This window comes from Micromonospora carbonacea (assembly GCF_014205165.1).
In the GTDB taxonomy this organism is placed as follows: domain Bacteria; phylum Actinomycetota; class Actinomycetes; order Mycobacteriales; family Micromonosporaceae; genus Micromonospora; species Micromonospora carbonacea.
Genome location: NZ_JACHMZ010000001.1, coordinates 4,520,734 through 4,535,444, shown reverse-complemented (window position 1 = coordinate 4,535,444; position 14,711 = coordinate 4,520,734). Strand labels below are relative to the sequence as shown.

Genomic DNA, 14,711 nt, shown 5'->3' with positions numbered 1-14,711 from the left:
CGAATGAGCGTCTCGCTGGACGAGGTCGTCAGCGCGCTGCGCGCGTCCCTGCTCGACAACCAGAAGCTGCGCCAGCAGAACCAGCAGCTCGCCGCCACGCTCGGCGAACCGGTGGCGATCATCGGGATGAGCTGCCGGTTCCCCGGCGGGGTCGACTCGCCGGAGCGGCTGTGGGACCTCGTCGCCGCCGGCGGCGACGCCATGGCCCCGTTCCCCGGCGACCGGGGCTGGAACATGGACGCGCTCTACGACGCCGACCCGGCCAGCCGGGGCACCTCGTACGTGCGCGACGGCGGGTTCCTCTACGACGCCGGGGACTTCGACGCCGCGTTCTTCGGCATCAGCCCCCGCGAGGCCCTCGCCATGGACCCGCAGCAGCGGCTGCTGCTGGAGGCCGCCTGGGAGGCGTTCGAGCGGGCCGGGATCGACCCGACGACGCTGCGCGGCGCGCCCACCGGCGTGTACGCGGCCACCAGCAGCCAGGGCGACTATGCGGCCCTGCTGTCCGGGGTCGGCGGCGGCGTCGAGGGCTACCTCGGCACCGGCAGCGCCGCCGCCGTGGCCAGCGGCCGCATCTCGTACGCCCTCGGCCTGGAGGGCCCGGCCGTCACCGTCGACACGGCCTGCTCGTCGTCGCTGGTGGCGCTGCACCTGGCCTGCCAGGCGCTGCGGCTCGGCGAGTGCACCCTCGCCCTGGCCGGCGGGGTGTCGGTGATGGCCACCCCGACGGTCTTCGTCGAGTTCTCCCGCCAGCGGGGCCTGTCCACCGACGGGCGGTGCAAGTCGTTCGCCGCCGCCGCCGACGGCACCGGCTGGTCCGAGGGCGTCGGCATGCTGCTCGTCGAGCGGCTCTCCGACGCCCGCCGCAACGGCCACCGGGTCCTCGCCGTGATCCGGGGCAGCGCCGTCAACCAGGACGGGGCCAGCAGCGGGCTCACCGCCCCCAACGGCCCCTCCCAGCGCCGGGTCATCCGGCAGGCCCTCGCCAACGCCGGCCTCACCGCCGCCGACGTCGACGTCGTCGAGGCGCACGGCACCGGCACCACCCTCGGCGACCCGATCGAGGCGCAGGCGCTGCTCGCCACGTACGGACAGGGCCGGGGCGACGCCGCGCCGCTGCTGCTCGGCTCGGTCAAGTCGAACATCGGCCACACCCAGGCCGCCGCCGGGGTCGCCGGGGTGATCAAGATGGTGCTGGCGATGCGGCACGGGGTGCTGCCGCCCACCCTGCACGTCGACGAGCCCACCCCGCACGTCGACTGGTCCGCCGGGGCGGTGACCCTGCTGACCGAGACGACCCCGTGGCCGGACACCGGCCGGCCCCGCCGCGCCGGGGTGTCCGCGTTCGGGGTCAGCGGCACCAACGCGCACACCATCGTCGAGCAGGCCGACCCCGCCGACGCCGAGCGCACCCGGCCGGCCGGGACGCCCGCCCCGCCGGTGCCGTGGATCGTCTCCGCCCGCTCCGCCCCGGCCCTCGCCGGGCAGGCCCGCCGCCTGCTCGACCACCTCGCCGCCCACCCCGACCTGGCCCCGGCCGACGTGGCGTACTCGCTGGCCACCACCCGGGCCGCCCTGCCGCACCGGGCCGCCGTCACCGGCGACGACGCCGACGCGCTGCGCGCCGGCCTGCGCGCCGTCGCCGAGGACCGGCCGGCCCCCCACGTCGTACGCGGCGTGGCCCGCCCCGCCGGCAGGCTCGCGTTCCTGTTCACCGGGCAGGGCGCGCAGCGCCCCGGCATGGGCGCGGAGCTGCACCGCCGGTTCCCCGTCTTCGCCGCCGCGTTCGACGAGGTGGCCGCCGAGCTCGACCGGCACCTGACCCGCCCGCTGCGCGAGGTGGTCTTCGCCGCGCCGGGCACCCCCGAGGCGGCCCTGCTGGACCGCACCGAGTTCACCCAGCCGGCGCTGTTCGCGTACGAGGTGGCCGCGTACCGGCTGGTCACCGCGTGGGGGGTGCGCCCGCAGCAGCTCCTCGGGCACTCCGTCGGCGAGCTGGCCGCCGCGCACGTCGCCGGGGTGCTGTCGCTGGCCGACGCCGCCGCGCTGGTGGCCGCCCGGGGCCGGCTCATGCAGGCCCTGCCCGCCGGCGGGGCGATGCTGGCGGTGCGGGCGTCCGAGGCGCAGGTGGCCCCGCTGCTCGACGGTCGGGTCGCCCTGGCCGCCGTCAACGGCCCCGCGTCGGTGGTGCTCTCCGGCGACGCCGACGCCGTGGCGGCGGCCGGCGAACGGCTCGCCGCGCAGGGGCACCGGACCCGCCCGCTGCGGGTCAGCCACGCCTTCCACTCCGCCCGGATGGACGCGATGCTGGCCGACTTCCGGGTGGTCGCCGAGAAGGTCACCTGGCATCCGCCGGCCGTGCCGCTGGTGTCCGACCGCACCGGGGCCCCGCTGAGCGCCGCCGAGGCCACCGACCCCGGCTACTGGGTCGACCACGTCCGGGACACCGTCCGCTTCCACGCCGGCCTGGCCACCCTCGCCGCCGCCGGGGTCGGCACCTTCCTGGAGCTGGGCCCCGACGGCGCGCTCACCGCCCTGGGCCGGGAGTGCCTGCCCGACGCCGACGCGGCGGCGTTCGTCACGGTCGGCCGCCGGGACCAGCCGGAGGCGGCCACCCTGCTCGCCGCGCTCGCCGCCGTCGACCTGCGCGGGGCGGGCGTCGACTGGGCCGCGCCCTTCGCCGGCACCGACGCCGCCCGGGTGGACCTGCCCACCTACGCGTTCCACCACGAGCGGTACTGGCCGGAGCCGCCGGTGCTGCACCTCGCGCCCCGACCGGAGTCCGACGCCGCCGAGGAGGCGCCGGCCGACGAGCCGGTGGTCGACCCCGCGCGGGTGCTGCGGGACCGGCTCGTCGCCAGCGCGGCCGGCGACCGGCACCGGATCCTGCTCGACCTGGTCCGGGCGCAGGTGGCGACCGTGCTCGGGCACGCCTCGCCCGGGGCGATCGAGGCCGACCGGGACTTCCTGGAGCTGGGCTTCGACTCGCTGACCGCGCTGGAGCTGCGCGACGGGCTGCGCCAGGAGACCGGGGCGGAGCTGTCGGCCACCCTGCTGTTCGACCACCCCACCCCGACGGCGCTGGCCCGGCACCTGCTCGGCCTGCTGTTCGGCGCGGACGCGGCCGGCGACGCGGGAGCCGCCACCGGCACGCCGGAGGGGGCCGGCGGCCTCCTCGGCGGCCTGTTCCGCGAGCCCAAAGCCCGCGAGGACGCCGCCGGCTACGCGGAGCTGCTGGTGAAGCTCGCCCAGTTCCGCCCCAGCTTCACCGAGCCCGGCCAGCTCAGCCGCCCGGCGGCGATCCTGCGACTCGCCGAGGGCGGCACCGGCGCGACCCCGATCGTGTTCTGCTGCACCATGTCGCTGCTCTCCGGCCCCCACGAGTACGCCCGCGTCGCCGCCGGCTTCCGGGGCCACCGCGACGTGTGGGCGCTGCCCAACCCCGGCTTCGCCGTCGGCGAGGAGCTCCCCGCCGACCTGGACGCGCTGCTGCGGGTGCACGCCGACACGGTGCTGCGGACGGTCGGCGGCGGCCCGTTCGTCCTCGCCGGACACTCCGGCGGCGCGATGGTCGCCAACGTGCTCGCCCGGGAGCTGGAGCGGCAGGGCCGCCCGCCCGCCGCGGTGGTGCTGATGGACACCTACCCGGCCGACAGCGAGGTGCTCGGCGGCTGGACGGGGCAGCTGCTCGACGGGATGGTCGAGCGGGACAGCGCGTACACGCCGATGGACGACTACCGCACCACCGCGTGGGCCGGCTACCTGCCGCTGTTCCTCACCTGGCAGCCCGCCCCGATGGAGTCGGCGACGCTGCTGGTGCGGGCCACCCGGCCGCTGGGGCAGTGGCACGGCGAACCCGACGGGTGGCGGTCGCGGTGGCCGTACCCGCACGAGGCGGTGGACGCCGACGGCGACCACTTCACCATGGTCGGCGAGCGGGGGCCCGACCTGGCCGCCACCGTGCAGCGGTGGCTGGCCGCCAGGGGCCTGTGACGCCGCCCCTGGCCTGCCCCTAGCACCCCCTATCGGAGCGATTGACGACTGTCCCAGCCGGGACCAGGACGGGAGCATGGCGACGTGGACGAGGCAGTGGTGGTCGAGGAGCTGGTCAAGCGGTACCAGCCCAACATGCCGCCGGCGGTGGACGGACTGAGCTTCTCCGTCGCCGCCGGTGAGGTCTTCGGTCTGCTCGGGCCGAACGGCGCGGGCAAGACCACGACGATCGGGGTGCTGACGACCCGGGTGCGGGCCACCTCGGGACGCGCGGTCGTGTGCGGGGCGGACGTCGTCCGCTCGCCGGCCGCGGCCCGGCGGTTGCTGGCGGTGGTTCCCCAGCGGGTGAACCTGGACCGGGCGCTGACCGTCCGGCAGAACCTGCTGTTCCACTCGGCCTACCACCGGGTGTCCCGGTCGGTGCGCACGAAGCGGGCCGACGAGCTGCTGGAGCAGATGGGCCTGAAGGACTTCGCCAACGCCCGCACGGACTTCCTCTCCGGCGGCCTGGCGCAGCGCACGATGATCGCGCGGGCGCTGATGCACGCGCCGAAGGTGCTGTTCCTCGACGAGCCCTCCGGCGGCCTCGACCCGCAGTCGCGGCTGTTCGTGCACGACCGGATCGCCGAGCTGAAGCAGGCCGGCGTCACCGTCGTGGTGACCACCCACGACATGGACGAGGCGGAGAAGCTCTGCGACCGCGTCGGCATCGTCGACCACGGCAAGCTGCTCACCCTGGACACCCCGGCGGCGCTCACCCGCACCCTGCCGGGCAGCAGCACGCTGACCCTGGTGGTGTCGGCCGGCGCCCCCGCCGAGGACGTGCAGGCGGCGCTGGGCAACGTCGCCGACGTGGAGCGCGTCGAGCGGCTGCGCGCCGGCGGCCCGCCCGGCGGGATGCCGATGTTCCCCGGGATGCCGCCGATGCCGGTGCCGGACGCCCCCGCCGACCCGGACGCCACGCTGTCGTTCCGGCTCTACACCGGCACCGCGCCGGCCAACGCCGTGCCGATGGCGCTGAAGATCCTCACCGACCTGCGGTGCGAGGTCCGCGACCTCAGCATCGGCCAGCCGAGCCTCGAAGACGTCTTCATCCACCTGACCGGAAGGGAACTTCGGTGAGCGTCACCGCACCCGCCACCCCGTCGACCGCCGTGGCGCCGGCCGCGCCGGTGCGCGGGCTGGACCAGCTCGCCACCTTCCGGGCGGTGCTCTGGCGCGACATGTTCGTCACCAGCCGGGAGCTGGGCGCGTTCTTCGCCCAGGTGTTCCTCCAGCCGCTGTTCATGCTGCTGATCTTCGGCAAGGTCCTCACCAGCCTCGGCTACGCCAGCAACGACTTCGCCAACGTGCTGCTGCCCGGCGTCATCGCGCTCAACGCGTTCCTCATCGGCCTGGAGAACACCGCCCTGCCGATGGTGATGGACTTCTCCTTCACCCGCGAGATCGAGGACCGGCTGCTGTCGCCGATGGCGATCCCGCTCGTCGCGTTCGAGAAGATCGTCTTCGGGGCGATCCGGGGGGTCATCGCCGGGGTGGTGCTGATCCCCATCGGCATGCTGATGCTCGGCGTGAGCTGGCCGCTGTCGACCCTGCTGCCGGTGCTCGGGGTGCTCACCGCCGGGGCGATGGTCGGCGCGGCCATGGGGCTGACGTTCGGCACGCTCGTCCCGCCGCACCGCATCCAGATCATGTTCACCGTGACCATGACCCCGCTGATGTTCACCGGCGCGACCCAGTTCCCGCTGCGCGCCCTGGACCAGCTCCCCTGGTTCCAGGTGATCTGCGCGCTCAACCCGCTCACCTACGTCAGCGAGGCCACCCGGTCGCTGGTCGCCCCGCCCGGGGTGCAGTCGGTGCCGCTGTGGCTGGACCTGATCGTGCTGGCCGGGGTGTTCGTGCTGTTCAGCGCCGTCGGCATCCGCGGCTTCATGCGCCGGGCGATGGACTGAGGCGGCCGGCGCGATGACGACTCAGGCGGCCGGCGCGGCGACGGCCGACGAGGGCCCGCTGCTGATCGTCACCTCGGGCAGCTCCGGGCTGTTCAACCCGCTGCTCACCCTGGCCGGCGAGCTGAAGCGGCGGGGGACGCGCCGGGTGTTCTTCGCCTGCACCGACGAGCGGCGGGCCGACGTCGAGGGCCTGCCCGGCGGCGGGGAGCTGCGTTTCCTGTCGCTGGGGCCGGCCCGCCTGGCGGTGCGCCCCGAGCACTGGGACGACGAGACCCACCGGCGGATGTCCGCCGGCAGCCGGGTGGAGAACTTCGCGACGTACGTCGACACCTCCGTCGACTACGACTACCTGCACGAGCTGTACGAGCGCTGCCTGACCCTGGTCGACGAGGTGGCCCCGGCGCTGGCGGTGGTCGACTCGTTCGCCTCGTTCGGGATGGACGCGATGACCGTCCGGGGCGTGCCGTTCGTGATCAGCGTGTCGGTGCCGCCGTCGAACTTCCTCCAGGACAGCCTGCCGCCGACGTACCCGGTGCCGCTGTCGGGGCTGCCGCTGCACATGAGCCCGAGCCAGCAGGCCGCCAACGGCCGCCACCGCGAGGCGCTGCTGAAGACCCTGATGGAGCCGCAGCGGCTGGCCCGTAACACCGCCGCCGCCGAGCGCCGCCGGGCCGCCGGGATCCCCAACGTGGAGCTGCGGCCCGCGCTGTACGCGCAGGCGGCGCGGGCGCTGCTGGCGTACACGGTCTTCGGCCTGGAGTATCCCTTCGCCACCGCGCCCGCGACGCTGCGCACGGTCGGCTCGATGGTGCCCACCGAGATCGTGCCGAGCCCCGACGGCGCGGAGCTGCGCGCCTGGCTCGACGCCCACGAGTCGGTGGTCTACGTCGGGTTCGGCACCATCATGCGCCCCACCGCCGCCCAGGTGGCCGCGCTCGTCGACGTCGCCGCCCGGCTCGGCCCCGAGCACCACGTGCTGTGGAAGCTCCCCGCCGACCGGCAGCGGCACCTGCCGCCGGCCGGCGAGCTGCCGGCGAACCTGCGCGTCGAGTCGTGGCTGCCGTCGCAGGTGGAGGTGCTGGCCCACCCGCACGTGCGGGTCTTCTTCAACCACGCCGCCGCCAACGCGATCCACGAGGCGGCCTGGTTCGGCGTGCCGCAGCTCGTGCTGCCGTTCTGGTTCGACTGCCACGACGGCGCGGTCCGGGTCGTCGACGCGGGCGTCGCCCTGGCCGTCGAGCACGACGACGCCCTCGACGTCGACGACATCGTGGCGAAGCTGCGCCGGCTGCTGACCGAGCGGGCCTTCCGGGACCGGGCGGCGCTGTGGAGCCGGCGGCTGCGCCAGGCCGGCGGGGTCACCGCCGCCGCCGAGCTGGTGCTGCGCCACCGCGACGAGGCGGTGGCGGCCCGTCGCGCCGTCGCGCCCGTCGCCGGCTGAGCCGCTTCCTCCGTACGCGAGAAGGGGCCGGCGCGGTGGTCACCCACCGCGCCGGCCCCTGCGTCGTCGGTCAGGACGCCGCGCCCTGGGGCTCCTCGACCAGCGGCTCCGCGTAGGCGACGAGCCGGGCCGGCAGGTCGGTGCGCCGCTTGACGTCCAGCTTCCGGTAGACCCGGGTGAGGTGCTGCTCCACCGTGCTGACGGTGATGAACAGCTTGCTGGAGATCTGCCGGTTGGTGTGCCCCTGGGCGGCCAGCGCGGCGACCCGGCGCTCGGCCTCGCTGAGCCCGTCGTCCGGCTCGTGCGCCTCCGCCCCGGCCGGGTACGCGGGCAGCGCGCCGCCCGCGTCCCGCCGGATCAGCCGCTGGGCCAGCACGGACGCGCCACAGTCCTGGGCCAGCTGGTAGGCGCGGCGCACCAGCAGCCGGGCGCGCGCCGAGTCGCCGGCCCGTTGCAGGCTCTGGCCGGTGTCGCCGAGGGCCCGCACCAGCTCCAGCCGGTCGCCGCAGCCCTGGAGCAGGTTGACGGCCTCGCCGAGCAGCTTGCGCCGGTGGTCCTGGGCGGCGGTGGTGGCGAGCAGCCGCAGCGACCGGCCCCGGGTCCGGTCGTCGACCCCGTGCGCGACGCGCAGCTGCTCCTGCAACAGCTGGGTGGCGTGGGTCTTGTTGCCGACGCTGAGCTGCACCCGGGCCAGCTCCAGCCGCCACGGCACCAGCCCGGCCACGTCGATGCCCCACCCGCGCATCAGCTCACCGCAGCGGCGCAGGTCGGCGGTCGCCGCGTGCGGCCGCCCCATGGCCAGGTGGTGCCGGCCCCGGGCGGCCAGGTAGTGCACGCCCAGCGGGGTGCGGAACATGCCGGCCGGGACGGGGTGGGCCAGCCAGCGGTCGGCCTCGGTGAACCGGCCCGCCTCGGTCGCGCAGGCGATCAGCGTGGCCAGCGGCCCGGCGATGGCCACCCCCCAGGCCGGGGCGGGGATGTCCTCCAGCGCCGCGCGGGCGTGGTGCTCCGCGCCCGGCAGGTCGCCCAGCCGCAGCGCGGCCTCGGCGCGCACCGCCCGCACGACGGCCCGCCACACCGGGGCGTGCCGGACCGCGGGCCGGTTGAGCAGGATGTCCGCCCAGGCCACGACCCGGTCGCAGCGGCCCGACCAGAGCAGCGCGAGCAGCGGGGCGGTGAGCAGCCCCACCGCGCCGTCGTCGGTGTGGTGCCGTTGCAGCAGCTGCTCGGCGGTGGCCACGGTGTCGGTGTCGGCGTTCGGCAGCAGCGCCGTGCCGAGCACCGTGACCGCCTGCAACTGGGGGCTGACCGACGTCGGCGCGGTCGCCGCCCGGCTCCACGTGCTCGGCGTCTCGCGGACGGAGGCGAGCTGGTCGGGGTGGGAGAGGGAGACCAGGAGCTGCATGGCCCGCAGCCGGCCGGCGGGGCCGTGGTCGTCGTCGGCGGAGAAGCCGCTGACGGCCTCGGTGGCCTCCTCCACCCGCCCCTGCCAGAGCAGGAACGGCACGGTGGCCAGGGCGGCCCCGGTGGACCAGCCGGCCGCCCGCGCCGACTCCACCAGCTCGCTGAGGTGCCCGTTGGCGGCGAGCGGGTTGACCTGCCACCGGGCGTTGACCAGCATGGCGGTGGCAGCGGTGCGCTGCCGCTCGTCGACGTCGGCGCGGGCGACCAGGCGCAGGCACGCCGCCGCCACGTCGGGCCGGCCCGACGCCAGGGCCTGCGCGGCGGCGTCGGAGAGCACGGGCACCACCCAGGGGGCGTCGGCCCACGCGGCGGCGACCAGGTGCTCGGCCACCGCGCCCGGCTCCGCGCCGTGCTCGTGCAGCACCTCGGCGACCCGCTGGTGCAGGCCGCGGCGCTCCTCGGGCGACATGTCGGTGAGGATGGACCGCAGGATGCGCGGGTGCCGAAGCTGGTCGGCCTCCATCAGCCCGGCGGTGCGCAGCACCCGCACCGCCGGGGCGGCCGACTCGGGCACCACATCGAGGACGTGGCCGAGCAGTTCGGTCGGCACGGGGCGGTTCAGCACGGCGAGGGCCTGCGCGACGCGCCGCACCCCCGGCTCGTGCCGGTAGAGGCAGCCGAGGACGGCCTGGTCGAACGGGTCGCCGCCGGTCGGGTCCGCGCCGCGCTCGTCGCCCGCGCCGCCGGGGGCCCGCTCGTCGATGAGGGCGCGGGTGAGCAGCGGGTTGCCGCCGGTCATGCTCAGGCAGCGTTCGGCCGCCTCCCGGACGGCGGCAGCCCCGCCGTCGGCGTCGACCAGCCGGGCGATCCCGTCGACGGTCAGCGGCGGCAGGCTGATCCGCGAGAAGTACGGCTGGCTGAGCAGCTCGGCGCGGAACAGCGGGTGCGGCGGGCGCAGCGTCGACGCCTCGGTGAGCACCACCATGATCCGGGCGTGCCGCAGCCGCCGGGTGACGTAGAGCAGGCAGTGCAGCGACGCCGGGTCGGCGTGGTGCACGTCGTCGACGGCGAGGACCAGCGGCCCGGCGTCGGCGAGGTCGAGCAGCGCCGTGAACAGGCCGTGCAACAGGGGCGCCCAGACCCGGTCGCCGGCGGCCGCCCCGTCGGCCGCGTCCCCGCCGGGCTCCGGCAGGGGCCCGGCGAAGGCGGCGTCCCGCATCAGGTTCTCGATCCGGGCCGCCGCCTCCTGGTCGAGCCGGGCACTGTGGAGCAGCTGCCCCAGGACCCCCAGGTGGAGTCCGCGTTCGGCTCGCGACCCGGCCGCGCCGAGCACCCGCCCCCCGGCGGCCCCGGCCCACTCGCTGAACGTCTCCAACAGACTCGTCTTGCCGCTGCCCACCGCGCCCGTCACGAGCGCGACGTGTCCGCGTTGGTGTTCCGCGCAGGCGTCGAACGCCCTGCGGAGCCGATCCAGTTGTTCCTCCCGCTGCACCAGCACCACTCGTAAGCCAGCCCTTCTCGTCCGCGGTGCCGGGCCGGGACCACCGGCGCTGATCGGACACCGCCCCCCCCAAGCCGGACAGCCGCCCCTCCACCACACCCACCCGTTGCCCGGGTAGGGGTGGAGCGCACCGGGCCGCCATGCCGGGTGGATCTTGAACTGTCCCTGGCCGGACCGCGCTCCCCAGCGAGCGATCCGGATGTCCAGGCGAGTCTGGCACCGGGCCGGTTGTGCGACAACGGGAGCGAGACCCCATCGTTTCGCGCGTAAACCTGCGGTCCCGGGTGGCCGTTAGGGGTTGCCAGCGACGCCGTAAGGGGGGTCGGGAACGGCCGGGTGGCGGCGCGTGTCGACGGGACGTACAGCAGGTGGCGGCGGGGCGGGGTGATGGTGTCACATGGTCGGGTCGCGGCGCACCTCCGCCCGGGCAGGGCAGGGGGCCGTCCGGCGGCCGGACGTGGGCGTTCGGGTGCGCCGGGCGGGCGGTGCGGCGCGGGTCAGCGCCGGGCGTCGCCGTCGCGGCCGGGGGGCTTGCGGGGCGCGCCCAGGCGTTCCGCCGGCATCGCGCCGGGCCGGTCGAGCCGCAACCGCACGGCCAACTGCCGGCGCGAGTCGACGTCGAGCTTGCGGTAGATGCGGGTCAGCCGCTGCTCGATCGCGCTGACCGTCAGGAAGAGCTTCTCGGCGATCTCCCGGTTGGTGTGGCCCTGCGCGGCCAGGGTGGCCACCCGCGACTCGGTGTCGCTGAGCCCCTCCACCAGCACCGCGACGTCGGGATCTGCCCCGGCCGGTCCGCCGCGGCCCGGGGCGGCGGCCGGCCGCAGCAGCGGGAGGCCGCACTCCTGGGCCAGCGTCCGGGCGGCCCGGGTCGCCTTGCGGGCCTGCCGCAGGTCGCCCGCCTGCTGGTAGGCGTGGCCCAGGTCGGTGAGGCTGTGTGCGAGTTCCATCCGGTCGCCGCACTGGCGCAGCAGCCGCACGGAGCCGCGCAGGTGCGGGATCGGGTCCCGGCCGTCCTCCGCCGCCGCGAGCACCCGTAGCGCCGCGGCCCGGTAGCGCACGTGACCGGGCCGCAACCGCCCCAGCTCCTCCCGGACCAGCTTCTCGGCCTGCGGCCGGCGGCCGAGTTGCAGCAGGGCCCGGGCCGACTCGGTGCGCCACGGGATGAGCGCCGGAAGGTCCAGCCGCCAGGCCGCCATGAGCTGCCCGCAGAGCTGGAAGTCGGCCAGGGCGCTCTCCGGGCTGCCCGTGGCCAGCGCGTGCAGCCCCCGGGCGTGCAGGTAGTGCAGCCCGAACGGGGTCTCGAAGAGCACCTGGGGCACGGGCACCTGGAGGCAGGCCGCCGCCGCGTCGAGCTCACCCAGGAACGTCAGGGCCCGCAGCCGGATGGCGAGCGGTATCCCGATCACCACGCCCCAGCCCTTCGGGGAGAGCTGGTTCAGCGCGGTGTCGGCCAGTTCCTGCGCCCGGGTCAGGTCGCCGCGCCGGCCGGCGATCGCCGCGTCGAGGGCGGCCAGCATCGCCGCCGGGGTGGGATGCCGGCTGACGGTGGCGCTGCGGCCCAGCCGGCCGCACCATTCGCCGGCGAGGTCCAGCCGGTCGGCGTAGATCATGGTGATCAGGGCGCAGATGGCGGTCCACATGTCCCGCTCGTCGTCCAGCCCGATGGTGGACAGCACCCGCTCGGCCTCCTCGACGGCGCCGCCGTCGCCCCGCTCCAGCACGGAGGCCAGCATGGTCACGCCCTGGAGCCGCTGCTTCACCTTCGCGATGGTCAGCGGGTCGCGCCGGGCCGGGACGGGGGCCTGGTGGTCGATCGTCACCCCGGGGTAGAGGGTGGCCATCCAGCCCTTGGTGACCAGCAGCTCGGCCGCGGAGCGCGGGTCGCTGCTGTCGGCGCGGTCGCCCAGGTGCCGGACCAGCTCGACGGCCTTGTCGATCTGGCCGTGCCAGAGCAGGTACTGGATCGGCCCGGCGGCCTGCGTGCTGCCCAGGTGCCCGGCCCGGACGGCGCTGGCCACCCCCTGTAGGTGGGGCATCGCGCCCTGCGGGTCGAGCCGCCATTCGGCGCGGGCGAGGGCGGAGCGGGCGCGCGCCCGCAGGCACTCGTCGGTGCCGTCCCGGTGGGCGCGGCGCAGGAACCGCAGGGCCGCGTCCACCTCGCCGTCGAGCAGGGCCTGCTCGCCGGCGTCGAGCAGGGTCCGGGCCATCCAGGGCTCGGCCAGCGAGTCGGTACGCAGCAGGTGCCGGGCGACCAGGACCGGCGACTCGCCGTCCTCGTGCAGGAGGCAGGCGGCCAGCCGGTGCAGCCGGGCGCGTTCCTCGGCGGTCGTGCCGTCGAGCACGGCCCGGCCGACGGCGGGGTGCCGCAGCCCGCCCTCGGTGATCAGGCCGGCGCTGGTGGCCTCGTCGATCGCGAGCAGGGCGGACTCCGCGCGCACGTCGACGAGCTGCGGGAGCAGCGCGCCGTGCAGCGGCTCGTCGGTCACCGCGAGCGCCCGGGCTGCCTTGAGCACCAGGTGCTCGCAGCGGTAGAGGCAGCTCAGCACGGCCTCCCGGAACGCCTCGCCCGACTCGGGCCGGGCGGCGCCGCGCGGCACGGCGGCCAGGTGGTCGTCGGCGAGCGCCTGCACCAGCAGGGGGTTGCCGCCGCTGATCCGGTGCGTCTCCTCGGCGATGCTCCGCGCCGTCGGCGCGCCGAGCCGGTCGGCCAGGGCCCGGTGCGTGCCGTCCAGGGTGAGCAGGGGGACCCGGATCCGGTGCAGCCGGGCCGGTTGCAGCAGCTCGGCATAGACCTCGGGGTGCCAGGGGCGGGTCCGGGGGGCCTCGGTCAGCACGATCAGCACGGGCAGGCCGGGGATGCGTCGGGCCACGTAGTCCAGGCAGCGCAGCGACGGCACGTCGGCGTGGTGGACGTCGTCGATCCCGATCACCAGGGGGCCCCGGGCGGCCAGCTCCAGCAGGGCGCCGCCGATCGCCGCGATGGTCCGGGCCGGCCCCTCCTGGCCGTCGTCGAGGTCGGACCAGGTGAGGACGCCCTGGTCGAGCAGCCGTTCGAGGCGGGCGCGGGCGTCGTCCGGCGGCGTGGCCCGGACGAGTTGGCGGACGACCTCCAGCGGGACCGCGCGCTCGGCCCGCGAGGCGCTCGCCCCCAGGAAGCGGACGCCGGCGTCGGTGGCCCGCCGGGCGAGGGCCTGGAGGAGGGTGGTCTTGCCGGCGCCGACGGGGCCGGTCAGCGCGATCACCGGCCGGGCGTCGACGGCCTGACCGGCGGGTCGGCGCAGGTCGCCGAGCCGGCGGGCCAGGAGGTCGAGCTGGTGGGACCGTTCGCTCAACTCCATGGGCGTGGCCTCGGAGGGCGCGCGAGGCCAGTCGTCACGGGGCCCGCCACCTTCCCTGGTCTGCCATCGAGCCTGACGAAATCGGAGACCGGCAATTTTCGACCCATTCCCGTATTGGCGAATATAGACGGCCGTCACGCGTTCGCGGCGGGCCATCGATTAGCTTGACTGGCTGATGCTCCCGGACCAGGGCACTACCAGCACCTTCGACAATTCTAGGGCCCGTCCGGACGCATCCCCCCGCTATCGACCGCCGTGCATGGTGGGAGTATGGCAGTCCGGCAATTGGGCGGCAAGCCGAAGGTTGTAAAGGATAGGCAAACATCGGTTTGGTGCCTTCCGCCGCCGCAGGCCACGTCGGTGGAACTGACAGCGGACGGTCGCCGGGTGAATTCACAAAGTGATACGTGAGCCTTTCTCTGGTCGGTTGATGCCGTTTTCGGGGCTTGCCGACAATTGGGTGGAAAGCGTTGTGCCACCCCCGTTGACCGGGAGGGAGCGCTCCCCGCGACGCTACGCGGGGAATCGGCGGTTCCCGCCCTGTGGCGGGCGTCGCCCCGCGTCCGGTCCCGGTGGTGGTGGCGCTGCGTGCTGGCCGGGCGGGCGTCCGGCGTCGGCGTCCGGCCGCCCCGCCCCTCTCGACGGCCGGCTTCGTGACGCTGCGGTTCCGGGGCGGAACGGGCAGTTCACGCCCTGGCGGGTGCCCCGGGGTGGGGACGTCGGCGGCGGGCGGGCCGCCGCGCCCGGCGGCCCGGAGCCGGCTGTCCGGCGGCGTCCCGCAGGGCGGGAGGATCTCGCTGCGTGAGGGCCCGGTGGTGCCGGCGGACGGTGGCCGGCTCGCCGGCCGGCCGCGCGCGAGCGGCGGGGATCGATGGCCCCGGCATTTCGGGCCGGGGCGGGGCGTCCGTCCAGGGTGGAGCCGGTCGGCGGTTCGGCGGGGTCCTGGGAAGGCCGCGTCCCCTTCGATGGCATCGACGCGTTCTTGCCCGATTCGGGACGCTTCAAAAACAAAGGAGGTCTTTGCCGTTAAAGGTGGGCTCCACGCGACCGGCCGGCGGCGGAGCGTGGGCCCGGCAGTGGCT

Annotated in this window: 6 protein-coding genes; 4 read left to right on the top strand and 2 right to left on the bottom strand. The window is 75.8% G+C overall.

What is annotated here, in order from left to right:
• The first annotated feature begins 3 nt into the window (after positions 1–3).
• The 4 genes from HDA31_RS19350 (at position 4) to HDA31_RS19335 (ending at position 7,386) form a co-directional block, all read left to right on the top strand.
• Positions 4–3,993, top strand: a complete 3,990-nt coding sequence (locus HDA31_RS19350) for a type I polyketide synthase (protein WP_178064101.1) — start codon at positions 4–6, stop codon at positions 3,991–3,993.
• An 84-nt stretch (positions 3,994–4,077) separates the two neighbouring features.
• Positions 4,078–5,115, top strand: coding sequence for an ABC transporter ATP-binding protein (locus HDA31_RS19345; protein ID WP_178064102.1), 1,038 nt, complete (start codon positions 4,078–4,080; stop codon positions 5,113–5,115).
• Complete coding sequence (locus HDA31_RS19340) at positions 5,112–5,945, top strand: ABC transporter permease (RefSeq protein WP_178064103.1); 834 nt, start codon at positions 5,112–5,114, stop codon at positions 5,943–5,945. The genes HDA31_RS19345 and HDA31_RS19340 overlap by 4 nt, the downstream gene beginning before the upstream one ends.
• 13 nt (positions 5,946–5,958) lie before the next feature.
• Entirely contained in the window at positions 5,959–7,386 is a 1,428-nt protein-coding gene (locus HDA31_RS19335) for a glycosyltransferase (protein WP_178064104.1), read from the top strand.
• 70 nt (positions 7,387–7,456) lie between these two features.
• Here HDA31_RS19335 and HDA31_RS19330 read toward each other — a convergent pair whose 3' ends face one another.
• Entirely contained in the window at positions 7,457–10,291 is a 2,835-nt protein-coding gene (locus HDA31_RS19330) for a helix-turn-helix transcriptional regulator (protein WP_246384527.1), read from the bottom strand.
• 497 nt (positions 10,292–10,788) lie between these two features.
• Positions 10,789–13,629: an AAA family ATPase gene (locus tag HDA31_RS19325; protein ID WP_178064105.1), complete on the bottom strand. Its 2,841-nt coding sequence runs from the start codon at positions 13,627–13,629 to the stop codon at positions 10,789–10,791.
• Positions 13,630–14,711: the final 1,082 nt, after the last annotated feature.

What these genes read in the sequence shown, in the direction of transcription:
- HDA31_RS19350 (WP_178064101.1), top strand. Translation starts at nt 4, where the DNA reads ATGAGCGTCTCGCTGGACGAGGTCGTCAGCGCGCTGCGCGCGTCCCTG.
- HDA31_RS19325 (WP_178064105.1), bottom strand. Translation starts at nt 13,629, where the DNA reads ATGGAGTTGAGCGAACGGTCCCACCAGCTCGACCTCCTGGCCCGCCGG.
- HDA31_RS19335 (WP_178064104.1), top strand. Translation starts at nt 5,959, where the DNA reads ATGACGACTCAGGCGGCCGGCGCGGCGACGGCCGACGAGGGCCCGCTG.